Source organism: Pseudomonas sp. HN2-3 (assembly GCF_020691745.1).
In the GTDB taxonomy this organism is placed as follows: domain Bacteria; phylum Pseudomonadota; class Gammaproteobacteria; order Pseudomonadales; family Pseudomonadaceae; genus Aquipseudomonas; species Aquipseudomonas capeferrum.
This window is the reverse complement of the sequence record NZ_CP085704.1, coordinates 5748891-5770978: the sequence shown is the minus strand read 5'-3', so window position 1 is coordinate 5770978 and position 22088 is coordinate 5748891. Positions and strand designations below refer to the sequence as shown.

Annotated in this window: 22 protein-coding genes; 13 read left to right on the top strand and 9 right to left on the bottom strand. The window is 56.3% G+C overall.

Going from position 1 to position 22088, the window contains the following annotated elements:
• Positions 1-108 precede the first annotated feature (108 nt).
• Positions 109-738 (bottom strand): isochorismate family cysteine hydrolase YcaC, encoded by a 630-nt coding sequence (ycaC, locus tag LJX93_RS26155; protein ID WP_227696571.1) that lies wholly within the window; start codon positions 736-738, stop codon positions 109-111.
• A 329-nt stretch (positions 739-1067) separates the two neighbouring features.
• On the opposite strand from ycaC, the gene LJX93_RS26150 reads away from it, so the two are divergent.
• The 4 genes from LJX93_RS26150 to LJX93_RS26135 all read left to right on the top strand — a co-directional run bounded on the left by LJX93_RS26150 (position 1068) and on the right by LJX93_RS26135 (position 4230).
• Positions 1068-1880: an AraC family transcriptional regulator gene (locus tag LJX93_RS26150; RefSeq protein WP_227696570.1), complete on the top strand. Its 813-nt coding sequence runs from the start codon at positions 1068-1070 to the stop codon at positions 1878-1880.
• A gap of 110 nt (positions 1881-1990) precedes the next feature.
• Positions 1991-2794, top strand: a complete 804-nt coding sequence (locus LJX93_RS26145; RefSeq protein ID WP_227696569.1) for an ABC transporter ATP-binding protein — start codon at positions 1991-1993, stop codon at positions 2792-2794.
• Positions 2795-2890: 96 nt separating this feature from the next.
• Positions 2891-3775, top strand: a complete 885-nt coding sequence (locus tag LJX93_RS26140; protein WP_227696568.1) for a PhzF family phenazine biosynthesis protein — start codon at positions 2891-2893, stop codon at positions 3773-3775.
• Complete coding sequence (locus tag LJX93_RS26135) at positions 3772-4230, top strand: RidA family protein (protein ID WP_227696567.1); 459 nt, start codon at positions 3772-3774, stop codon at positions 4228-4230. The genes LJX93_RS26140 and LJX93_RS26135 overlap by 4 nt, the downstream gene beginning before the upstream one ends.
• A 97-nt stretch (positions 4231-4327) precedes the next feature.
• Here LJX93_RS26135 and LJX93_RS26130 read toward each other — a convergent pair whose 3' ends face one another.
• The 5 genes from LJX93_RS26130 to LJX93_RS26110 all read right to left on the bottom strand — a co-directional run bounded on the left by LJX93_RS26130 (position 4328) and on the right by LJX93_RS26110 (position 10571).
• The gene (locus tag LJX93_RS26130; protein WP_227696566.1) at positions 4328-5440 is read right to left on the bottom strand and encodes an alkene reductase; all 1113 of its coding nucleotides are present in this window, start codon (positions 5438-5440) and stop codon (positions 4328-4330) included.
• 158 nt (positions 5441-5598) lie between these two features.
• Positions 5599-6567: an XdhC family protein gene (locus LJX93_RS26125; protein ID WP_227696565.1), complete on the bottom strand. Its 969-nt coding sequence runs from the start codon at positions 6565-6567 to the stop codon at positions 5599-5601.
• A 50-nt stretch (positions 6568-6617) separates the two neighbouring features.
• Positions 6618-8840, bottom strand: a complete 2223-nt coding sequence (locus LJX93_RS26120; protein WP_227696564.1) for a xanthine dehydrogenase family protein molybdopterin-binding subunit — start codon at positions 8838-8840, stop codon at positions 6618-6620.
• Positions 8824-9306 (bottom strand): (2Fe-2S)-binding protein, encoded by a 483-nt coding sequence (locus LJX93_RS26115; protein ID WP_227696562.1) that lies wholly within the window; start codon positions 9304-9306, stop codon positions 8824-8826. Before LJX93_RS26115 ends, LJX93_RS26120 begins: the two co-directional genes overlap by 17 nt.
• Positions 9303-10571: a c-type cytochrome gene (locus tag LJX93_RS26110; protein WP_227696560.1), complete on the bottom strand. Its 1269-nt coding sequence runs from the start codon at positions 10569-10571 to the stop codon at positions 9303-9305. The genes LJX93_RS26115 and LJX93_RS26110 overlap by 4 nt, the downstream gene beginning before the upstream one ends.
• A 331-nt stretch (positions 10572-10902) precedes the next feature.
• On the opposite strand from LJX93_RS26110, the gene LJX93_RS26105 reads away from it, so the two are divergent.
• From LJX93_RS26105 to LJX93_RS26070, 8 genes are all read left to right on the top strand, one after another.
• Complete coding sequence (locus LJX93_RS26105) at positions 10903-12117, top strand: MFS transporter (protein WP_227696559.1); 1215 nt, start codon at positions 10903-10905, stop codon at positions 12115-12117.
• A gap of 116 nt (positions 12118-12233) precedes the next feature.
• Complete coding sequence (locus LJX93_RS26100; RefSeq protein WP_227696558.1) at positions 12234-13136, top strand: LysR family transcriptional regulator; 903 nt, start codon at positions 12234-12236, stop codon at positions 13134-13136.
• Between the two features lie 173 nt (positions 13137-13309).
• Positions 13310-13840 (top strand): DsbA family protein, encoded by a 531-nt coding sequence (locus LJX93_RS26095; protein ID WP_265106049.1) that lies wholly within the window; start codon positions 13310-13312, stop codon positions 13838-13840.
• 166 nt (positions 13841-14006) lie between these two features.
• Positions 14007-14651 carry a hydrolase gene (locus LJX93_RS26090; protein WP_227696556.1) on the top strand — a complete coding sequence of 215 codons (645 nt, stop codon included), beginning with the start codon at positions 14007-14009 and terminating at the stop codon, positions 14649-14651.
• A gap of 120 nt (positions 14652-14771) precedes the next feature.
• Entirely contained in the window at positions 14772-15395 is a 624-nt protein-coding gene (locus tag LJX93_RS26085) for a DedA family protein (RefSeq protein WP_227696555.1), read from the top strand.
• A gap of 100 nt (positions 15396-15495) precedes the next feature.
• A complete protein-coding gene (locus tag LJX93_RS26080; protein WP_227696554.1) occupies positions 15496-15936 on the top strand; it encodes a DoxX family protein in 441 nt (146 codons plus the stop codon).
• A 270-nt stretch (positions 15937-16206) separates the two neighbouring features.
• Positions 16207-16629: a hypothetical protein gene (locus LJX93_RS26075; RefSeq protein WP_227696552.1), complete on the top strand. Its 423-nt coding sequence runs from the start codon at positions 16207-16209 to the stop codon at positions 16627-16629.
• Between the two features lie 619 nt (positions 16630-17248).
• Positions 17249-18268, top strand: a complete 1020-nt coding sequence (locus tag LJX93_RS26070; RefSeq protein ID WP_227696551.1) for an alpha/beta hydrolase — start codon at positions 17249-17251, stop codon at positions 18266-18268.
• A gap of 226 nt (positions 18269-18494) precedes the next feature.
• Here the strand turns inward: LJX93_RS26070 and LJX93_RS26065 are convergent, their stop codons facing one another.
• Positions 18495-19400, bottom strand: a complete 906-nt coding sequence (locus LJX93_RS26065) for a LysR family transcriptional regulator (protein WP_227696550.1) — start codon at positions 19398-19400, stop codon at positions 18495-18497.
• 164 nt (positions 19401-19564) lie between these two features.
• Here LJX93_RS26065 and LJX93_RS26060 point away from each other — a divergent pair, with 164 nt between their 5' ends.
• Positions 19565-20209: a hydrolase gene (locus LJX93_RS26060; protein WP_227696549.1), complete on the top strand. Its 645-nt coding sequence runs from the start codon at positions 19565-19567 to the stop codon at positions 20207-20209.
• Between the two features lie 380 nt (positions 20210-20589).
• On the opposite strand, the gene LJX93_RS26055 is transcribed toward LJX93_RS26060, so the two are convergent.
• Both LJX93_RS26055 and LJX93_RS26050 read right to left on the bottom strand, forming a co-directional pair.
• Complete coding sequence (locus LJX93_RS26055) at positions 20590-21006, bottom strand: response regulator transcription factor (RefSeq protein ID WP_227696548.1); 417 nt, start codon at positions 21004-21006, stop codon at positions 20590-20592.
• Positions 21003-21992 carry a response regulator gene (locus LJX93_RS26050; RefSeq protein WP_227696547.1) on the bottom strand — a complete coding sequence of 330 codons (990 nt, stop codon included), beginning with the start codon at positions 21990-21992 and terminating at the stop codon, positions 21003-21005. The genes LJX93_RS26055 and LJX93_RS26050 overlap by 4 nt, the downstream gene beginning before the upstream one ends.
• Positions 21993-22088 lie beyond the last annotated feature (96 nt).

Genomic DNA, 22088 nt, shown 5'->3' with positions numbered 1-22088 from the left:
AAGGCCTGGCTAGTGATTGGATGGATGTGCGGTCGGCGTGAGGGAGCGGAGGATTGGGTGGGTGTGCAGCCCTTGCCGGGCACCGACTGGCGGTGCCCGGCGCCCGGCTTACTTATTGGCGTTGAAGGCGTTGTAGCTGGTCATCAGGTTGCGGTAGTCCGGGATGTGGTTGGAGCACAGCGCTGCCAGGCCTTCGATGTCGTTGCGCCAGTCGCGGTGCAGCTCGCAGGCCACGCCGAACCAGGTCATCAGTTGCGCACCGGCCTGGCTCATGCGGTCGTGGGCGGCATCGCGGGTCATGGCGTTGAAGGTGCCGGAGGCATCGGTCACCACGAACACGTCGAACTCTTCTTCCAGCGCCGCCAAGGCCGGGAAGGCGACGCACACTTCAGTCACCACGCCGGCGATGATCAGTTGCTTCTTGCCGGTGGCCTTCACCGCCTTGACGAAGTCTTCGTTGTCCCAGGCGTTGATCTGGCCAGGGCGGGCGATGTACGGGGCGTCCGGGAACAGCTCCTTCAGCTCGGGTACCAGCGGGCCGTTGGGGCCTTGTTCGAAACTGGTGGTGAGGATGGTCGGCAGGTTGAAAAACTTGGCCAGGTCGGCCAGGGCCAGGACGTTGTTCTTGAACGCGTCCGGCTCGATGTCACGGACCAGGGACAGCAGGCCAGCCTGATGGTCGACCAGCAGAACGGCGGCGTCGTCTTTGTTCAGGCGGTTGTATTTGAATTTGGTCATGGGGCTAGCTCCTAAGGGTTTTAATTTTCAGTAATTTGGGTGTTTCGCGTTGATGGGAGAAGATTAAAACCATCACCTTAGGAGCGGTAGATAGTGGTTTTTGGCTTTAGCGTTCTATTTTAGGAACGATGATTTGATCAGCTGCTTGGGCTAACTGTCGTCTCGTCAGAAGGTTATGCCCAAGGACGTTACCAAGCACAGCCAATCACCAACGACAGGTCGTTAGGACACGAAGTAACCCACGTGGAGGCCCTCAGACCTACGGCTTCCTTCAACACCTCGGCATGATTACTATTGCGGTCTAAGGCTGGCGTCCTACGGTGTACCAAATGCGTGAAATCTACAGTGTCTTCAATTCCAAGGAGGCCTACGAAACCGGAGCGCATGAGCATAATGAGTTCATGCTCATGGTGCCTGAACAAGGATTGCTGCGTTTTAAGGACGAAGAGAGCGGCCGCACTACCTCGGTGGTCGATCGGCAGTTCGTCTTGGTACCACCAGAGTGGAGCCACTCTTCATCGTCACTGACCGCGAGTCAAAGCCATGTGGCGTTCTATGTCGACCCGGACTACATGGCCTTCGCACTGCGCGACCTTTCGGGCGACGCCAATCGCTTGCTGCGCATGCCAACTCTCGGCATCTGGCACGCCTCGGCGCCACTTAACCATCTGCTGATGACGAAAAAAGCCTTCAGTCAGCCAGAGCCCTTCATTGATCGAAGCCGGCAGATGACTCAGACCAACCACCTACTGCTGCTTGAGTGCTTGGCGATTTCTCTCAGCCAACCCAGCCTGCAACGATCCTCGACCGAGCGCCATGGTGCTGATCTGGTGCGAGATGTGCAGCGCTACCTTGGCGGCAACATTGAGAGATCCATTGGGCTCGATGACCTCGCAGCCGCCTTCAATATCTCCCGCCGCCACCTGACCCGCTTGTTTGCCCAACATACCGGGCTATCGGTTCTGGCCTATTTACAGCAATTGCGCCTGGAACGGGCGAGTCACTTGCTGCTGCATACTCGGCTGTCGGTCCTTGAGATCGCCAATAGTTTGGGGCTCGAATCGCCTTCACACCTGGCCCACTTGTTCCGCCGCGCCCGCGGTTGCTCGCCAGACGAGTTTCGCCGCAAAGCTCGACCTTGAATCGGTAAGCTTGCATGGCCCGATCCCGCGCATGATCGGGCCCGATAGCGAGCGCGGCGATTTTCACTACCCGGCATTCTGCCCCCTGTAAATAACAGGAGGATGGAGCTATGGAGAGTGAGCCCTTCATCAGCTTTGACGGTGTGCAGAAGCGTTTCAAAGTAAACGGAAACGAGGTCGTGGCCGTTCACAGCGTTTCGCTGGATATTAAGCGCGGTGAGATCGTTACTTTGGTTGGCCCCGCTGGGTGCGGCAAGTCCGTCCTCTTGAATATGATTGCGGGACTGTACGGCCCCAGCGAAGGGGTGCTGCACTACGGCGGAGCTGCGGTCAAAGGCGTCAACAATTGCGTCGGCTACATGACACAAACTGACCACTTGCTTCCTTGGCGCAGCGTTGCTGGCAATATTGCAGCCCCTCTAGAAATTGGACTGCGCTCCCAGAGCGACATCGACAGACGCGTCGAGGAGTTGCTAGCGCTGGTTGGGCTGAGCGGTTTCGGCTCCAGCTACCCCAATGAACTCTCTGGTGGCATGCGCAAGCGTGTAGCTATGGCACGCCTTTTAGCCAGTGAGCCAGAAACTCTGCTGATGGATGAGCCCTTCAGAGCACTCGACGCAGAGATGCGCCTGCCACTCCAGGCTGAGCTGCTTAGGCTGTGCAAGCAGTTAAAGAAAACAGTTCTGTTCGTAACTCACGACGTTGACGAAGCGATTGGGCTTGCTGACCGCTGTGTAGTCTTCGCCGGGTGCCCAGGGACTATCGACCACGTCATGGATGTCCCGCTGACTCAGCCGCGCAACCTCAGGCAACTGCGCGGAGATCCTCATTACGTTGAGCTCCGCGCCGACTTATGGCAACGCCTTGCGCCAGACATCGCAGGAATGACCGATCCTGCCTCGCTTTCTCGTTAAGTCCGAACCTGTCAGCCCTGGTTCTCGATTGTTCTATCTGACGCAGTCGTAGAGGCGGTTTTTCCCCCAAATATCGAAGGCGCGAGGAGCGCAACGATGTCCCCCGAAGTTCACTTGATCAACGTTTTCCCGGCCTCACGAAACGGCGGTAATCTCGCTCCCACGGTCGCTCGCGCCGACGGCATGAGTGACCTCGACATGCAGACCGTCGCCACTACCTACGGCCATGAATGCGGCTTTGTCTGCAGCCCGCCCGCAGACTCCGACTATGATTATGCCTTACGTTTTTGGGTGCCCAATCACGAGATGGAAATGTGCGGGCATGCCACGGTCGGTGCAGTCTGGCTTTTGAAGCACCTTGGCTTGCTGCAGAAGGACCTTCTCAACCTCTGGACATTGAGCGGGCGGGTACAGGCTCAAGTCAGCCATGATCCAGATGGCGCTATCAAGGTCGAGATCACTCAGCCTAAGGGCCATGTCGAAGTACTCACGTCACCGGACATAGAAGCGGAGATTGTGTCCGTGCTAGGCATTAGCACCAACGAGCTCGCTCCACTTCCAATCCAAAACGCTTCGACTAGTCGCGTGAAGACCCTCATTCCCCTCAAGAGCGTAGCGGTGTTGGATGGCCTCAAACCCGACTATCGCCGTATTGAACAACTATGCGAGCGTATTGGTTCGACCGGTTTGTACCCATACGCCATTAAGGACCTCGCCGCCCGTCAGTTCGATGCAAGGCAATTCCCCAAATCGTCGGGGTATCCCGAGGATGCTGCTACAGGGATTGCTGCGGCAGCCCTAGCGTTCGGACTACTAGAAAATGGCTTGGTCAGTTCTGACGAGCGTCCTCTGTATGTTCGCCAAGGCCGAGCTATGGGGCGTCCATCGGAGATCTCGCTTCGCTTCCGACGCGATGACCACACGGAGATCCAAGGGCTATGGCTTGGGGGGGCAGTTAGCCTAGCGGAGGTGCATGCATGAGACCGCGAGAAAAACTGCAAGCCTTAGGCCTGACATTGCCAGAGGCGCCTGAGCCTAAGGGCGATTACGTACCGGTCGTTGTCCATCGAGGTGTAGCCTATGTCAGTGGTCAGGTATGCCGCTTGGGTGATAGTGTAATAACCGGTCCCGTTCGTGCCGACACTCCCGAAAAAACTTTAACAATGGCAGCAACTACCTGTGTGCTGCGCGCTTTGAGCGCGCTGGAACAGGCCATCGGCGACCTGGATAAGGTCGAGAAGGTGCTGTATTTACGCGGTTTTGTCTACGCCGAAGCCGGGTATGAACAATACTCGAAGGTCCTAGATCACGGCTCGCGCCTGCTGATCGATTTGTTCGGCGATCGTGGTCGTCATGCTCGCTCGGCACTGGGAGTGGCAGGCCTCCCAAGTAGCGGATTGCTGGAAGTTGAGTTGGTGATAGCTGTGCGCGAATAGCGGAAAGCTCTCAGTCCATCAAATGACTGAGTTTAGGGAAAATAAACTCATGTTATGCGCAGGACTGGCTGGTGTGCCCAGCCAGTTCCCGAACCCGTTACGGGTGGATTGGATAGTCGATGTAGCCGCGCTCGTTGCCACCGAAGAACGTCGTGGGGTCAGATGCATTGAGCTCCAATCCATCTCGGATTCGGCGTGGTAAGTCTGGGTTGGCCAAGAATGGCCGGCCGAAAGCTACCACGTCTGCACGTCCATCTCGAATCGCCTTCTCGGCAGAAACAGCGTCATATCCACCTGCTATTACCAAAACCCCATTCCAGGCACCTCGTAGCTTCAAGATGATTTGGTCCCAGCGAGGATCGAAGTTCTCGTCTTTCACGGTGCCAACAACCGCAGGCTCCACCAAATGCAGATACGCGAGTCCATGCCGGTTCAGCGATTCCACAATGTAGGTGAAAGTTTCGAAAGGCGTGTCGTCGCCCATGCCCATGAACCGCCCCATTGGAGTAAGGCGCACACCGACGCGATCCGCACCTATCTCGTTTGCCACTGCTTGGACGATCGCTAAGAGCAAGCGGGCTCGATTCTGGTATGAACCGCCATATGGGTCAGTGCGTTTATTGCTATTGCTGTTGATGAACTGGTCGAGCAGATAACCGTTGCCCGCGTGGATCTCGATGCCATCCATACCGGCCGCGATGGCGTTGAGCGCAGCGTTGCGATAATCATCAATGATCCCGGCAATCTCCTCAGTTTCAAGTGCGCGCGGTACCGGTACATCGCCCCATACACCATTACCTTGCTCATCGACGATGAACGTCTTGCCAGGCGCTGCGATGGCGCTTGGTGCAACGGGAAGCCCTTTATCCGGCTGGAAGCTTCTGTGTGAAACACGGCCCACATGCCACAGTTGCATGAAGATGCGACCATCCAGTTCATGTACCTCATCGCTAACCCGCTTCCAGGCCTCGATCTGTTCACGCGAGTAAATACCTGGAGTCCATGCATAACCCTGGCCCTGCTGGGAAATTTGCGTGGCCTCGGTAATGATCAGCGCTGCGCTGGCTCGCTGGCCGTAGTACTCAGCAGCCATGGCAGTTGGGACATCGTCTGGTTGACCCGCACGTGATCGCGTCAGCGGTGCCATAGCAATACGATGAGGTAGCTCTAAAGCGCCCACGCGGATAGGATTGAACAGATGACTGGTCATTACTCGGTTCCTTTTTAAGTAAGTCTGAATACTGTATGGAGTTGCAGCGATATCAATGCGGGTGATGAGCTTTTAGGTTAATGTTCGAAGCAGAATTTGATAATCACCCGACCTAGAGCAAGTGCGTTGCGCAAATCGCAAAGCTTGGGGTGAGTGTTTCAAAGTGCCGTTCGGGATTTACCTCGGTACACCCGCAGAACATCGGCCATTACCGACAAGGCAATCTCGGCAGGAGTCCTGGAGCCGATATCCAGGCCGATGGGCATATGCAGACGGCCGACATCTTTAGACGATAAGCCGCCGATCCGCCGTAACCGCTCAGCACGTTTTTCTGAGGTTTGCCGAGATCCCATGGCACCGATATAGAAGGCCGGTGTGTTCACCGCCTCCATCAATGCCAGGTCATCGATTTTGGGGTCATGTGTAAGCGCTACGACAGCGGTCGCCTCGTGGCAGCCGCCGTTGGCGATGAACATCGAGGGCAGAATTGGTATCACAGTGACGCCCTCGATCGGCATCGAAGTCGCTTCTTCTCGCGGGTCACAGGCAATCACTTCAAACCCTAGCGCCCTGGCGAACTGACCGCATGCCTGGGCGACTGGTGATACGCCTGCAAGCAACAATCGTAGTGCTGGGCCTAGGTTTATCTCCAATCGGCTTTCAATACGGACTACGGTTTCCGCACCTTCGGCATGGCACTTGACTTTGAAAAGGCCTTCTTCTAAGTCGATCACCCGCGTAAGTCGACGTTGGCCACGCAGCGCGTCAAGCAACTGGCTCAAGTGGGCGCGCCACTCTGCACTTGGGTATCTGTGTTCGACCAGCACATCCAGGCTACCGCCACATGGCAGCTGCAAGCGGCTTCGCTCTTCAGGAGTACGTCCGTAGCTGATGACCTGCGCCGGTGCAGAGTGCTCGCCACGGCTGAGCGCATTGAGAAACTCTTCCTCGACGCAACCGCCTGATAACGAGCCGCTGTTCGCTCCGGACTGGACTGCCACCAGCATTGCACCTGGAGATCTAGGCGCCGAACCGAAGGTGGAGAGGACCGTGCACAGCCATACACTTCTCCCTTCATCAGCCCAAGCTAGCGCCTGTTCAAGGACCGTCACATCAAGATGTTGCATCTGTCGCTACCTTTGCAAGAACCGGCTTGAGCGCCGACGGAGAGCTTTATTCACACCTTCCGTGCAAGCGGCAGGGCAAGCCGGCGGTGCCCGGTAGCATCCGCGACCGCATTACCGAGGGCCGCCGCCATTGGACCCTGCACGATCTCGGCTGCCCCCAAGAAGGGCTGGCCAGGCTGGTCGATCATGTGCACTTCCACGTGCTTTGGAAGCTGCGGGAAACGAAGTATCGGATAGCCGCTCCAGTCGTAGCTGCGCACACCACCAGCCTCATAACTGACCGCTTCGTAGAGCGTCCAACTAGTTGACTGAACGATGCCGCCCTCCACTTGGTTACGCAGCCCATCGGGATTCACAATCTGGCCAACGTCCACCGCCGTGACCACCCGCTGGATTTCGATTTCACCGGTTTGAGGGTGCACCTGAATCTGCACGGCGACCGCGCAGTAGCCCATAATGTTCTTGTAGCGGGCGAAGCCCATGCCAATACCTGTGCCCGGCGTGGGTGATCGTTGTGGCCAGCCAAATTCGTCCCGCGCTCGCTCGACGACAGCTCGTGCCCTGGGATCACTGAGATGGTTCAGGCGGAACTCGACAGAATCCACGCCCGCCTGATCAGCCAGTTCTTCCAGACAGGCCTCGATGGCGAAGATATTGATGTGCGCTCCCAACGAGCGCATCGCTGAAGTCCGGAAAGGCATTTCAGTGATGAAATTCATGTCGATATTGCTAGCGCCCGTTTCGTACAGAGGGATCGCGTTACGGTCGCCATCCCCTTCGGGTTGAGCTATAGGAATCGAGGGAGTGGACGTGAAGGGCCGGGCGAGCATGCGCGCGGGCACCAAGCGGCCCGCATTGGTGATACGCTCATTATGCGGCGTGGTCCATAGCTCGTATTTCCAATTATTGATTCGGCCATTTGTGTCCAGATCGGCTTCGAGCTCGGTGATCATGGCCGAACTGTATGGCTCCCACAGATTTTCCTGCTCACGCATCCACTGCACCCGCACCGGTACCCCCGGCAGTCGCATCGCGATAAGCGCTGCGTCCGCTGCGGCGTCATCGGCACCGTTGTGCCCATAACAGCCAGATCCCTCAGCGTGGATGCAACGGACGGCGGTTACCGGCAGGCCTACCATTTCTGCAATGCCGTCACGCAGCGGGAATACACCTTGGGTATGCGTCCAGACAGTCAGCATACCGTCGTTAAACCAAGCCACTGCACACGATGGTCCGATCGAGCCATGCATCAAGTACTGCTTGGTGGCGCGTGCCCGATAAGTCTTTCCAGAGAAGGGTGTCGAGGCGCCTGTATGCTTGATCGGGTAGCGTTTAGATTGCAGCTTGGGTAATAGCTGGTGGATAACGGTTTGATCTGGAATGACGTTTCCACCGCTCCATGTTGCTGCCGCGTAGCCGGCCCGCATGGCTTTGATGGCTTGCCATTCATCCTTTGCTACTACCGCGAGATAGTTGCCATCATTGACTACTTTTACTACGCCCGTCAGGCGCTCAATGGCGTGCACATCGAAACCGTTGAGCTTGCTGCCTGGCCGCGGTGGGCGTATGACGCGGGCGTGGAGCATGCCCGGTAAGCGCATGTCTTGAACGAACGCAGCGGTACCTGTGACCTTTCCAGGAATATCGAGACGTGGAATGGCATGACCGATGAGTTTGAACTGATCTGGCGAAGATTCTGGAGATCTGGTCTGGGCATACTGATGCAGGTCCACACCGGCCACCGCCTCGGCATAACTCATACGGGCGCCGGATGGGGCGGTGATGATTGCATCACCTGTTTTCAGTAATGCGACATCAACGTTCCAGTGTCTGGCAGCGGACTCCATCAGCATCTGGCGAACCTGCGCGGCGGCGTTGAACAGAGCCGTACCGCTGTCGAAGATCGTGTGGCTGCCGGCGGTGTAGCCTTCGTTTGGCGTAAGGGCGGTGTCAGCCGTAAGGAAGTTGACCGCTCCCGGCGCGACATCCAGTCGCTCCGCAGCAATTTGCAGAAGCGCGGTCTTTACCCCAGTACCCAGCTCCACTTTACCGGTATACACAGTGATGCCTTCGGCGCTGACTCTGATCCATGCGTCTAGATAAGGATTGGTACGCAAGCTGCCAGGCAGGTCCGGGGCAAGTACGACAGTACCGAGCGTATCTACTTCAGTATCGGCAAGGGCTTTGCGAGCTGCTGGCATCAATGTGAATGCCATTAGCAGACTGCTGCCCTGAAGAAATGCGCGGCGGCTGAATTCAGTTTTGGACGACATGGAGTCCACCGTTTTCAACTACGTGGGTAATCGCTTCAATGATGCGAAGATGGGTACCGCAGCGACACAGGTTAGTCGCCATGTGGGTACGGATGGTGTCCACGGCGGGCTGCGGATTTTTCTCCAGCAAGGCCTGGGCCCGCATGATCATCCCGGCGATGCAGTAACCGCACTGAGCGGCCTGAGTATCTATGAACGCTTTTTGCAAGGGGCTTAGCCGTTCTGTAGTGCCCAGGCTCTCAACGGTTCGCACCTTACGGCCTTCCATGCCAGAGCATGGCGTCAAGCATGAAAACACCGGTTTGTCGTCGACGATGACGGTGCATGCCCCGCATTGGCCCAGCCCGCAGCCATACTTGGCGCCATTGAGTTCCAGGTGGTTGCGCAAGGCATAGAGCAATGGCATGTCGGGATCGATATCCAGGCTGTGCACCTGGCCGTTGACTGTGAGATTCACGATGCTCATGGAGTCTCCTGGCGCAGAGCCTGAATAGTTGCGTTCAAATCGCTCCACGGCTGGGCCGGGTTTGCCTGATTGCGAACGAATTGAGCTAGGGCGGTGAGCTGCTGGTCGTTCAAACTGGCAGCGAATGGCGGCATCACAGGACCCGGTTCCCCGGGCGTTGGCGCGATGCCTTCCAGCACGGTCTTGATGAAGTTGACTGGTTCACTGGCCTGGACGGCAGACGTGGCGGTCAGCGCAGGCCTGCCGTCGATGCTGCGCATGGGGGCCGCTGTGCCGTGGCATCCGGCACAGGCTCCTTGGAAAAGGTCGCGACCGAGACTGGCCGACTCTTCAGCGACTGCAGTTCGCACACTGTTTGCGTTCGATGTGGAATCGCTTGCAGGTAAGCTCAGCAAATATGCCGCGATGGCTTCGACGTCGGTCACCGGTAGCCGCGCAAGCTCCTGGCTGACTGGGCGCATCGGGCCGGCCGGCGTACCGTGGCTGTCCACGACCTTGGCCTGCAGGTAACCCACCAGTTGTGCTTGTGTCCAAGGTTTCTCGCGGCCGGCCAGACCAAGCAGGGAAGGTGCTTCCCAGCCGTCGACCACACTACCGGAGAGCGCGTGGCTGTCCTTTTCAGCACCGAGGAAATTCAATGGAGTGTGGCAACCACCACAGTGGCCTGCGCCTTCAACAAGGTAGCGACCGCGATTCCACTGCTGCGATTCTTGCGCCGTCGGCGGGAACGGCTCTGAACGCAAGAACATCAGGTTCCACCCCGAGACCAGAGGGCGGATGTTCATGGGAAACTTCATGCGGTTTGGGGTTGCAGGTTCATAAACCGGTGGCCCGGTCATAAGGAAGGCGTAGGCGTCCGCGAGATCATTGTCGCTGAGGAGACGGTAGTGCTTGTAGGGAAAGGCTGGATAAAGAAAGTGCCCATCTCGAGATATCCCGTCGCGCATCGCGCGTTCGAAGGCCTCCAGCGGCCACTTTCCGATACCGGTATCAGCATCAGGCGTGATGTTGGTGCTGTAGAGCGTACCAAACGGCGTTACGAGCGGCAGGCCACCTGCTAGGTATTTTCCACCAGGGCGCGTATGGCAAACCGCACAGTCTCCGGCTGTAATAACCTGGGCGCCACGAGCGATTTGGGCGCTATCGAATTCAGTAGGTCGTTCAATCGGGTCGATTGTAGGCCGCCACATCAGTCCGAACGCTACAGCCACCCCTACTAAACCAAGCGAAACTGCGGCTGATACCCAAAGATTCTTACGTGACATTGATGGCCACCTCGCTAGTCGCCAAGGTCGACCACTTACGCCCAAAGCTGCGGGTGATAGAGGTGGCAAGCGCTAATTGAGCCGAATTCATTGAAGGTCTCCTCATCTTCAACATCGGCTTATTCGTTGCCGATCAGTTGATGGCGTGAGCCTAAAAGAGCACGGCTTTTGAGGGTATGGCTCCGTCGCGCAAGGAAGCTTTGCTCTTCACGCAACGCTGGCAGTTTTGCGCTACCTGCATAAGTTCATTGCTAGAAGTTCGTATTCCAACAACTCTGCGTCACCCATAGGCTAGCTCCTGATTTATCTCAACCGATACGGAGATGTCGCCATGTCAGCGAGCAGCCCAGATCTACTTGCTTCAACGTCGGTGCATGCCGACGCAACACCGACGCTATCAAAGGCATTGGTGGTCTTTCTTGCATTTTGCTGTGGTGCCGTAGTTGCAAATCTCTACTACGCACAGCCAATTGTTGAGCTCATCGCCCCAAGCATTGGCTTGTCTCCAGAACACGCCAGCCTGATCGTTTCGTTGACCCAGTTCGGCTATGCCGCCGGTCTGCTTTTCTTGGTGCCTTTGGCCGATCTGATGGAAAACAAGCGCCTGGTGATCGGGTTTACCCTGGTTGTAGGTGCGTTTCTAGCGGCTGCAGGATTGGCCGAATCGCCTTCGCTGTTCCTGGTCGCGTCACTGATGATAGGGCTGACTTCTGTTGCCGTGCAGATCCTAGTACCGTTGGCCGCGCACATGGCGCCTGAAAGCAGTCGTGGCCGGGTAGTGGGTAATATCATGAGTGGTCTGCTACTCGGGATCCTTCTGGCCCGCCCGGTGTCGAGCCTCGTATCGGAGTACATTGGCTGGAGAGGAGTATTCTTCAGTGCCGCTGTGCTAATGGTCGTGATTGCTGTGCTCGTGGCGGTACTGTTGCCAAAGCGTATCCCGAACCATCACACCACCTATGGTCGCCTGATTGGCTCTGTCTTCGGTCTGGCCAAGCAATATGCTGTTCTCCGGGAGCGCTCGCTATATCAAGGGTTGCTGTTCGCAAGCTTCAGTTTCTTCTGGACTGTCGTTCCGATCGAGTTGATCCGTCACTACAGCTTCAGTCAGAACGGGGTTGCGCTGTTCGCTCTGGTCGGTGCAGTGGGTGCCATTGCGGCCCCGATCGCTGGCCGCCTGGCCGATGCCGGTCATGGCCACGTGAGCACCCTGGTGGCATTGGTATTGGCGCCGGCAGCACTCCTGATTGGCGGTATTCCCGGCCTGGGTTATCTGGGACTGGTTGCTGCCGCGATAGCCTTGGACTTCGCCGTCCAGCTGAACATGGTCCTTGGCCAGCGCGAGGTCTATGCTTTGGATCCCAATAGTCGGGCACGTCTGAACGCAGTGTTCATGACCAGTATCTTTGTAGGTGGGGCATTGGGTTCGATGGTCGCAAGTCCGCTCTACGAGCGATTTGGCTGGACCACGACCATTTTCACGGCTGCGGTGATCCCTGCAGTGGCCCTTGTGATGTTTCTCGCAAAACACATGGGCAAGCGCTGAACAAGCACACCCGTCCAAGCTCAGGGCCAGTTCATCTGCCTATGATCCACACTGCCTGAAACCCTGAGTTGTGACGACACCCGCTCACATCATGGATTTTCAACAGAGTCGGACATATGGATAAATTTCTTGCCCTGAGTATGTTTGTAGAGACAGTGCGTTGCGGTGGCTACTCCGCAGCGGCAAGAAAGCTCGGTGTGGCGACATCGTCCGTGGCGCGTCAGGTTGCAGCATTGGAGTCGGAACTGGGCACTACGCTGATTACTCGCAGCACACGGCGAAACAGCCCAACCGACTTGGGCCAAGCCTATTTCGATAATGCCGTGAGCATCCTAGATGCTCTGGCTGCGGCTGACAGCATGGTGACGGATAGAGGGACTGAAGCGAAAGGCAAGCTTCGCATTAGCGTTCCGGTGGAGTTTGGACGGCGCTTGATCTCGCCCCACCTTGGGCGATTTCTTGCAGCCCATCCAGCGTTGGAGGTGAGCCTGAATCTCAGCGATGAGAGGGTCGACCTGTACAAAGACCGGATCGATCTGAGCGTCCGTCTAGGGTCAACCGTATCCAGCGAAGAAGTCATCTGCAGCACCATTGGCCACTTTCAGCGCTGGCTGGTGGCGAGCCCATCCTACCTGGAGCAGCATGGAACTCCGACGCAACCCGGTGAGCTTACAGACCATTCATGCATGCGCTTCGATTACGGTGGACCACTGCTGGACTGGCACTTTGAAGTTGATGACGAGACCGTACCGGTCTCGGTTCAGGGTCGGATGCAGAGCAACAACGCAGACGTTCTCATGCAAGCGGCAGTCGCTGGACAGGGCATAGCGCTATTGGCGGACTGGCTGGTCGCGGAAGATGTTCAACACGGACGACTTACTCGCTTGCTACCAGAGTATGAGGTAAATCCCATGTCGGTGAACTCATCGATCAATATCATCTATCTGCCAATTAACCGCGAATCAACACGAATTAAGGCATTCACGCAATTCATGAAAGAGTTGCTCAGCATTGCGTAGCACTACACGCAATGCTCTGTTGCGCACCTCATGGCTTCTATCAATGTATATAACTTCGTACCCTTAAGATTAAGGTCTTCTTGAGGGTAAATATTATGCATCCGCCACCCATATTAGCGTTCGATTTTTTTGACCCTTGGGGTTGGGTAGCAGAGCGCCGGCTAGTAATCGCGATGAACCAGGCCGGCAAGCAACTGGACGTGAGCTTTCAACCGTGCCGTTCCTCGCTGAGCCAATCAGCAACTGGCATGAGCTACCGTGATTTTTTAGAGCGCCGCTTCGGGACACAAGCTGTAATTCATCAATCACTCGTCGCGGCAGAAATGCGCAAGCTTGGCATCGAACCGGCGTTCAGCAAGATCGTCACACTTCCGGATGTACTTCCCGCGCTTGCGGCTGTGCTCTGGCTGCAGCGCAGCGGGAAGTCCGCTCAACAATTTATAGAAAGCGTATTTGCAGCCTTGTATTCCCATGGCCAGGACATCGGTGATGTGGCCGTTATGAAAAAGCTGCTGAGCAGAGAAATGGCGTCTTTCAACGACTTTCATGAATTCATGCTGAGTGACACCTTTAGTGAGGAACTGCTGGACACTGAAGCCAAGGTTGCGTCATGGGCGGGGCGTGTTATTCCTTCATTCCGAATCAAAGACACTGTTGTGTTCGGAGCGCAGACTCCAGGCGTTTTGGCGCCAATGCTCATCTAACTTATCCACTGTCCCTTTTTTGGAAACAGATAAGTCAAGATTGAGGTAATTGTGCAGATAGGTCGTACAAATCAGAATGGCACCCATACCGCAGACAACGCCAACGGCACAGAGCGGTGACCCTTTTAAAACTCAATGCTTTCAACCTTCTGAAGAGATTACGACCATGTCCAAACGCGAACTGCTGAACCCAACCAACTCCGCTCTGATCCTGATCGACCACCAACCGCAAATGGCTTTCGGTGTTCAGTCGATCGACCGTCAGACGCTGAAGAACAACACTGTTGGGCTGGCCAAAGCCGCCAAGATCTTCAACGTTCCGACCATCTACACCTCGGTCGAAACCGAGAGCTTCAGCGGTTACATCTGGCCGGAGCTGCTGGCGGTGAACCCAGGTGCTCAGCCTATCGAACGCACCTCGATGAACAGCTGGGAAGACGCCAAGCTGGTAGAAGCGGTGAAGGCCACCGGCCGCAAGAAACTGATCATGGCGGCGCTGTGGACCGAGGTCTGCTTGACCTTCCCAGCACTGGAAGCCATGGAAGCTGGCTACGAGGTGTATATCGTCACCGACGCATCGGGCGGTACCACCCAAGAGGCTCACGACATGTCGGTGCAGCGCATGATTCAGGCCGGCGCAATTCCGGTGACCTGGCAGCAGGTTCTGCTCGAGTACCAGCGTGATTGGGCTCACAAGGACACCTACCAGACGGTCATGGACCTGGTTCGGGAACACAGTGGTGCCTATGGCATGGGCGTCGACTACGCCTACACCATGGTGCACAAAGCCCCCCAACGTAAGGTGTCCTGACCGTTAGACGTAAACCGTCAGCCTGAGCCATGACTGCGCTCAGGCTGACGGCTTTACGCTCACTCGTCGCACCCTGCCTTCAGCGATCCGACTACAGTCGAGCCCAGAAGAGGTGCCGCCATGAGTCCTGTTGAGAGCTTTGCAGTAAATCACCCGTTGGTCCTGCTCGCCCTGAACGTATTCGGCGATCAAATTGGCTTACCCATTCCGTCTTACCCTTCGCTTGTTCTTGCGGGGGCATTTGCCAGTAAGCATGGATCACCGGATCCCGGGCTCGTCGTTTTGATGGCTCTGGTCGTTTGTCTGCTTGCTGACTGCATCTGGTACTTCATGGGCGCCCGATTCGGCGATGCCCTGACCCGCAGGATTTGCCGAGGCTCACCAAAGATGAGTGCTGCCTTTGCTCAGGGGCGTAAAGCCTACCTACGTTATGGGCCGGTGGTGTTGGTCTTCGCCAAATTCATTCCCGGAGCGGGAGCAGTTTCAACACTGCTAGCCGGTCAAATGGCCATGCCCAAAGCACACTTCGTTGGCTACAGCATTTTGGGTTCGCTGCTCTGGTGTAGCAGTGCACTTGCGCTGGGTGCTGGCTTCGGTGGACCGATCTTGTACGCCTTTGACAGCATGAAAGAGTACCTGGTGCTCGGACTGGCAGGTATCGGTGTTGGCGTCTTAACGCTTCTAGCGTTCAAAGCCGCGCTCTCTGCGCTGAAGCAGGCGATGCGGCGTCCGATTATCAAATAGCTGTCTGTGGCATCACGCCCGAAACGAAAACAACGATCCATCGCCGTATGGCGATGACTGATCCAAGGATTTTTAACATCTAGGAAAGAGGATTCGCGACATGGCTACTCCAGAAATTCAACACAGGCCAAAGACCTTGGCTGACATCTCAGTGCCATTCGGCCTGCTTTTTTTACGCGTGTCTGCCGCTCTACTGCTGCTCCAAATTCACGGCCTTCCGAAACTGCTCAACTGGAGTACGGAACTGCAGCGGATCGAAGATCCATTTGGCTTAGGGGCGACTCTGACGCTAGCAATGGCGGTGTTCGCTGAAGTGGTTTGCCCGGTGTTGCTGATCCTTGGCGTGTTTGCACGACTCGCCTGCCTACCTGTACTCGCCGTGCTCGGGATTGCGCTGGTGGTGGTTCATCCTGAATGGACTTTGGAAGAAGCTCAATTCGCATGGCTGTTCGCTGTGCTGTATGCGGGGCTAGCCATTACTGGTCCAGGAGCCTGGGCCATCAAGACTCCTGCGCTCTTTGCAAAACGCACTATCGCATGACCCATCAGAGGCACATGATCTCGCTTCATGAAAGCCACAGGCGGAATGAACCTCTTTAAGGGCTAGCAAACCCCGGTGGGCAAGCCCTTGGAGTGCATAACCAGTTCACGCTTTCCCGGCGTTTCAGAGTATTCCCTATTCCGATGGATCCTTATCAAAATAGATACGACTAGGGCAGTGCTTGCTGGTCTGTGCGGACCGTTGACGCAGAACTGCGGAGGATTATACGGTCTGTATACATTACAAATTTGCGCACAAGGAAGCACTGCAATGCGTGGAAAAATCGCCGTCGCCTTACTGGCAAGCACTCTCAGTTCGCTGGCATTCGCCGACACTCAAGCCATCACCTACGCCATCGAAAACCCGCTGCGCCCCGGCGCCAAAGCCGCCCATTGCCCAGCGCAGCCGCAGGTCGTCGATGGCTGCACCTTCCACAGCGTGGCCGGTGACACCTATGCCGCGAGGCTCGCAGTGGCCCGCGGAGAAACCTGGGTCGCCAGCACCCCGGACGCCGGCACCGTCGAACTTCAGCCACAAGCTCAAGAAGGCCAGGCCTATCAGGTCATACGCGTCGTGCCAAACCCTTCGGTCAACGCCGACACCACCGTCACTTTCGACAAGCTCACCGGTGCGCCCGGCGCTCAGAAGGTCATCGAACGTCGCCGCATCAACGTAATGATTCATCCAGCCTGATCGACTACCCCGGGCGCTGTCAGTGCAGCGCTCAGCCCCGATTTATTGCCCGGTACCTGCGCCAGGGCAAGGACGTCATGCCTAACGGCCCGAGAAAACAGGGGTGTTCTGCCTGGATGATTTCTGCGAATCAACGCACCCGAGCAGTTGGGAAGTTCTGACTGGCTCACCAACTGCAAGCGCGCAAACTCTCTTTGCGACGAATACTGCAGAGCAGCAATCCTTCTCCTGGTAGCCGGTGATGATCAGAAGCTTGGCTGTTATCTGCTCTTCCAGATGATTGTATTTAGCGGCGAGGCGGGCGTCTTCCAAGGCAGGCATTTAGAACTGTATATGCCACTGGACTGAGTTCTTGAGCTTCTCCAGTGATCCGCATGGATGAGATCGGCGTGCCCCCGAGCTCATGTATGTCCTCCCCAACAGAGACGACCAAGACCCCGCAATACAAGGCGCATGACTTCGTAGTTATCGATTGTCTCTTTAAAAGCGACAGTGAAACCATGTTTGGCGGCTTTTTCCCATCTGCGTATCTCTTTAATCTACGCACAAGTCGCAGCGATGGCCCTGAAGGCCAGGCAAGACGCCCACTACCAATACTTGCAAAGAAATGGATTCGCTCATGAACATTGTCCACAAAACCCTTACCGCCTCTCTTCTCGCTCTGTCCGTGTCCAGCGCCTTTGCGGCCGGCAGCCCAGGCGTCGAACAGCACACCCAGGCCTTCCTGGAAGCGCTGGAACAAGGCGGCGGCAAGCCGCTCGAGCAGCTCAGCCCGAAAGACGCCCGTGCGGTGCTGACCGGCGCCCAGGCCTCGGTGAAGGTCGACCTGTCCGGTATCGAGGTCAAAGAACGCACCATCCAGGCCAACGGCCAGTCGATCAAGCTGCAGGTGGTGCGCCCGGCCAATGTCAAAGGCGACTTGCCGGTGTTCATGTTCTTCCACGGCGGCGGCTGGGTGCTCGGCGACTTCCCAACCCACCAGCGGCTGATCCGTGACCTGGTGGTCGGCTCGGGTGCGGTAGCGGTCTACGTGGACTACACCCCGTCGCCTGAAGCGCACTACCCGACCGCGATCAACCAAGCGTACGCCGCGACCCAGTGGGTTGCCGAGCACGGCAAGGAAATCGGCGTCGACGGCAAGCGCCTGGCCGTGGCCGGCAACAGCGTCGGCGGCAACATGGCGGCCGTGGTCGCGCTCAAGGCCAAAGAGGCCGGTACTCCGAAATTGCGCTTCCAGCTGCTGCTGTGGCCGGTGACCGATGCTAGCTTCGAAACCGGCTCGTACAAGCAGTTCGCCGAGGGGCACTTCCTCACCACCGGTATGATGAAGTGGTTCTGGGACAACTACACCACCGATGCCAAGGCTCGGGAGCAGATCTACGCTTCGCCGCTGCGGGCCAGCAGCGAACAGCTCAAAGGCCTGCCGCCAGCGCTGGTCCAAACAGCCGAGTTCGATGTACTGCGTGATGAAGGTGAAGCGTATGCCCGCAAGTTGAATGCGGCTGGCGTGACCGTGACTTCGGTGCGGTACAACGGGATGATCCATGATTATGGTCTGCTCAATCCGTTGAGCCAAGTGCCGGCGGTCAAGGCCGCAATGCGTCAGGCAGCGGCTGAACTGAAAGTGAACTTGCGATAACACCAAGCAACCTTGTGGCAGAGCTTTAAAGGCTCTGCCGTTTATAGAGATAGGTTGTTCGTCTGTTACATCTGAGTTGAGGCATGGCCTTCACCTATCCTGACCGAAATGCGTAAAGCCGTTAGTCTGAGCAACGACCTTGCTCAGACTAACGGCTTTACGCTTATTTGTTGCGCCTGCCTTCAGAAACCCTTCAGGTAATCTCAGCGATTCCTCTATCTGATTTCTATGGAACTGCGGCTGTCTCGGGAATCCGTAGCTCCGCAGCGAGGAAGTCCAGAAACGCTCGCGTCTTCAGAGGTACTCGACGAGCCGTTGGATAAACAGCGTTGATCGAGATTGGAGGTGCCTCCCACTCGTCCAGGACCTGGATCAACCGCCCTTCAGCTAAAGCCTTCTCGACAATGAAAAGAGGCAGCAAGGCAATCCCCATATCAGCCTCAGCCCCCTGCGCAAGCAGATCGCCGTTATTCGCATGCAGAGGCCCCGTCACGTGTACCCGCTGTGTCTCTTTACCATTGCACAACTGCAAGCTAGCCCCACTTTGTAGGTAGCCGTAGTTTAGGCATTGGTGACACGCAAGATCTTTGGGGGTTTCTGGAACCCCATGCTGTGCCAAGTATCCTGGCGACGCGACCAACACCCTAGGTGCCGGGGAGAGATGCCGGGCAACAAGCGATGAGTCCGTAAGGCTCGCAATTCGGATCGTCACGTCGAATCCCCCTTTGATAGGGTCGACCTGCTGATCACTCAATACAAGCTGCAGCTCCACCTTGGGGTAGAGGGCATGAAACTGAGGCAGCAATGGGCCTAGGCGACACAGCCCAAAGGACATTGGGGCGTTTACACGCAGAACGCCTTGAACCTCTGCCAAGCCACTACGTGCTCGTTGCTCTGCTTCCTCAAGCGAAGCCACTACTTCTCGGCACGCTTCGTAGTACTCGCAACCGGCTTCAGTCAGATGCAGGCTTCGCGTCGTACGGTGCAACAGCTGAACGCCAAGCGCTTCTTCCAGAGCTTGGATTTGCTTACTCACCTTTGAACGTGGCACATGCAGAATCCTAGCCGCGGCGGTAAATCCGCTCGCGTCTACGGTGGCGATGAAGGTCCGCATGCATTCAATTCGATCCACGAAATTGTCCCTTTTTTTGAATCAATGATTCTTGTTTTTGCCTAATTGTCTTGAGTCAGCACCAACTTCAGAATGGCACCCATACCGCAGACAAACGCCACCGGCTCAGAGCGGTGACCCTTTTAAAACTCAATGCTTTCAACCTTTCTGAAGAGATTACGACCATGTCCAAACGTGAACTGCTGAACCCATCCAACTCCGCTCTGATCCTGATCGACCACCAGCCGCAAATGGCTTTCGGTGTTCAGTCGATCGACCGTCAGACGCTGAAGAACAACACTGTTGGTCTGGCCAAAGCCGCCAAGATCTTCAACGTTCCGACCATCTACACCTCGGTCGAAACCGAGAGCTTCAGCGGCTACATCTGGCCGGAGCTGCTGGCGGTGAACCCAGGTGCTCAGCCCATCGAACGCACCTCGATGAACAGCTGGGAAGACGCCAAGCTGGTAGAAGCTGTGAAGGCCACCGGCCGCAAGAAACTGATCATGGCGGCGCTGTGGACCGAGGTCTGCTTGACCTTCCCAGCACTGGAAGCCATGGAAGCTGGCTACGAGGTGTACATAGTCACCGACGCATCGGGCGGTACCACCCAAGAGGCTCATGACATGTCGGTGCAGCGCATGATTCAGGCCGGCGCAATTCCGGTGACCTGGCAGCAGGTTCTGCTCGAGTATCAGCGTGACTGGGCTCACAAGGACACCTACCAGCCGGTCATGGACCTGGTCCGGGAACACAGTGGTGCATATGGCATGGGCGTTGACTACGCCTACACCATGGTGCACAAGGCGCCTCAGCGAACCCTGTCCTAATTTTTTCGACGGCGCCCCCATAACAGCCCCTGCGGATATGCACGGGCTGTTTTCGTTTGCAGCTAGGTTTCGCCACAAGTCTCGGCCTGAAAGCCGATCGGACCTTATCGAGATGTGGAGGCGCTGGACTGGCGCATTCGAGCAAAGATGATTCAACGGCACTCGTATACAGCCCATGCTGGAACTGGGGTGAGGGTCACAGCCTCTCGTTTGCCCCAGGAGATGTTTGCACTCAAGAGTGCAGCAGAAATGCAAAGGATTCGGAGGCTAGCCATTTTCAGCTCTGGGAGTAACGGATGAGCCTATGAGGGTATCTAGCCATCGGTCATATTTATTGCAGAGCTGTGCTCTGAGAACAGAGGTCAACTGCGGATTACGGCTCAGTGCTTGGTGCCCTTCGTGGCTTCATCGACAGCATCGAGCAGTGCTTCTTCAGTAAAGGGCTTAGACAAACAGGCAACGGCTCCCTGGCGAATCGACTCCGACAGAGCACTATCGTCCCAGTGTGCGGACATGCAGATCACCGGCAATGGGTTATCCAGGCGAATGAGTTCTCTCTGGACATCCGCACCAGACAGCCCCTGCATCTTCAAGTCGAGCAAAGCACAACCTGCACCGAGTGCTTGCGGCGAGGCAAGAAAATCTTCCCCAGACGCGAAGGACAAGGTGTCAAAGCCGGCAGAGCGCAGCAGGTTCGAAAGGCTCCTTCGTACGGATGAGTCATCGTCAACGATGCAGACGACAATCAAATCTGACGTATTAGGACTGAATGCTCCGCACTCAGAGTGTCTATTCATGCAGGTTCCTGATCCTCAGGATGGCGGTTCAATTTGATCGTGTTGTACATCGATACCAATTCTATTATTGATCTCGACTGCATCTTTAACATGATATTCTTTTTATGGACCTTCGTTGTAACTTCGCTAGTGCCTATCTCTTTGGATATTTCTTTGTGGGTCAGGCCGCTCACCACTAGCGAATAAACCTCCTTTTCACGGCTTGTCAGTCTGGCGTACTTCTCGATTGCCGTTTTCATGTAAAGATATGCATCACCGCTCTCTACTGCTTTTTGACGTACACCTGCCAGCACATCAAGTAGGTGTCCATCATCAAATGGTTTCGTCAGGAACTCCCGAGCTCCTGCCTTCATTGCCCGTACAGTCATTTGAATTGTGCCGTTACCGGTCATGAATATGATTGGCCAAGGTGCCTTAATTTTCCTCAAGGCCTCTTGCAGATCCAAGCCACTCTTATCCGGCAAGTTAATGTCGAGCAAAATACACGCGTATGGGCTTTCCCATTTAGCGTTCAGAAACTCTTCAGCAGATCCAAAAAGCGTGTGTGGAATATCTTCAGCGCGCAGCAAGCGGGACAGCGCGCCGCTGACTGAAACGTCGTCGTCGATGACGAAAACCCTCACGCTAGACACATCCAAAGCCGAACCTGTCTCGGTCGGCAGGATTATTTCATCCCGATGCAGTGGTGTCTCATCGATATCAATCTCAGCTGACAGGCGGTATCCACGCCGCGGCACAGTCTGGATCAGCTCTTGAGAACCAAACGTTTTACGGAGCGTGGAGATCTGCACCTGAAGATTGTTTTCTTCAACGACGGTGTCAGGCCATACCTGGTTGATCAGATCATCCTTCTCAACGATCCGACCTTTCGCGCTGATGAGGGCGGCGAGGATGTCAAATGCACGGCCGCCGATGCGGACCGGCTTGCCGTTTAGGAATGCTTCCCGGCGCTCTAGGTAAATTGTCGCGTTGCCTAATCGGATCATGATGTTCTCAACATTTTTGATTAACCGACGTCGGCCGGAGCAAGACCACGCGACCGTAAGCTTAATCTTTCCTTAATACAATTATGCCAGGGGATA